The 1,408-nt window shown below is 40.1% G+C and carries 2 protein-coding genes; both read right to left on the bottom strand.

What is annotated here, in order from left to right:
- On the bottom strand, positions 1-464 hold a 464-nt coding region (locus AC1DDX_RS26265), incomplete at its 3' end, for a LytR/AlgR family response regulator transcription factor (protein WP_477622906.1).
- A partial coding sequence (locus AC1DDX_RS26260) for a sensor histidine kinase (protein ID WP_477622905.1) occupies positions 451-1,408 on the bottom strand: 958 nt, incomplete at its 5' end. The genes AC1DDX_RS26265 and AC1DDX_RS26260, both read right to left, overlap by 14 nt.

The raw sequence follows: 1,408 nt of genomic DNA, 5'->3' as shown, positions 1-1,408 counted from the left end.
ATGTAGTGGATCGATGAAAACAAGATTTTCTGCAGCCTGTGCTCAACCTTAATAAAAATATGGTCAGGTTCCATCGCCTCCGGAGCGTTTAAATTCATTCGTTTCTTAGCCTTGTTTACTGCAATCAAAAATCTTTCAAAAGTGATGGGCTTCATTAAGTAATCAATTGCATCGTATTCGAAGCCAGTTAAGGCATATTCCGGATAGGCTGTTGTGAGGAGGACCTTTGTTTGTCTCTGACGAATGATATTCATTACCTCGATACCCGTAAGGTTGGGCATTTGAATGTCCAGGAAGATCAGGTCGACGTTGCCGTTATGAATGAGATCGACAGCTGCTGTCGGGTCTGTGGTTTTCAATATCAGTTCAAGGCCGTTTGTACGCATTACATAATCTGCCAGTAACTTAACGGCATGGATCTCATCATCGAGGACTATGCAGTGCAGGATGTTACCATTCTTCATTGTTCAGTTCAAGTTTAACTGTAAATTGATGTTCATTGTCTCTGATATCCAATTTGTAACACCCTTTAAAAAGCAGTTCAAGTCTCTTCGTTACGTTGCCTATTCCAATCCCTCCGGTAAAATCCTTGCTTTTACTCGCTTTGGTATTGATACATGAAAATATCAGCTCAGCACCAGCCATATTGATGTCTATCCATAGCCATTCTTTATTTTCCGAGACATCTCCATGTTTAAAGGCATTTTCTATAAAGGGGATTAGCAATAAGGGCGGCACCTTCATTTCTTTTACATTACCAGTTACCTTCATATTAACGGCAACAGGGTTTTCAAAACGTAATTGCTGAAGGGAGATGTATTTCTCAATGTAACTGATCTCCTGCTCCAGTTCTATTTTTTCACTGCTGTCGTAGAGCATATACCTCAGCAATTCCGAAAGTCCTGCTATTGCCGGTAAGGCTTGCTCGGATTTGTGGTAAACAAGGGAATAAATTGTATTGAGGTTGTTGAATAGAAAATGCGGGTTGACCTGTGAGCGAAGGAATGAAAGCTCTGATGTGCGGTTCTGCAGTTCTAATTCTTTTTGCTCTAATTCCTTCTGCCGGGTGTACCTTATAAAATAGAATACCATTGCAAAAATGGTGTTTAACACATAAATGAGTATGTTATTTCTAAAAAAGAGGCTTAATCTTACAGGGTCAAGAGATAGTGCTATAGTTACCACATAGCTGATAAATAGACAAACCATAAAACAAACGCTTATAATAAGCGCCATGGTAATCGTTAGCTGCATATACTTCCGTGTAGGGTAGTACTTATACATTACCAGATAGGTCGACAACACGAACAGGAATGAGATACTCATATCTGTTACCATACTTAGCAATTGCACTGTGAAACTACGTTCATCTACCAGCGTCCACTTCCCATGGAGTAAGCCTGGTAGG

The organism is Pedobacter sp. 10L46_2 (assembly GCF_056395165.1).
This window is presented reverse-complemented; position numbering and strand designations above follow the sequence as displayed.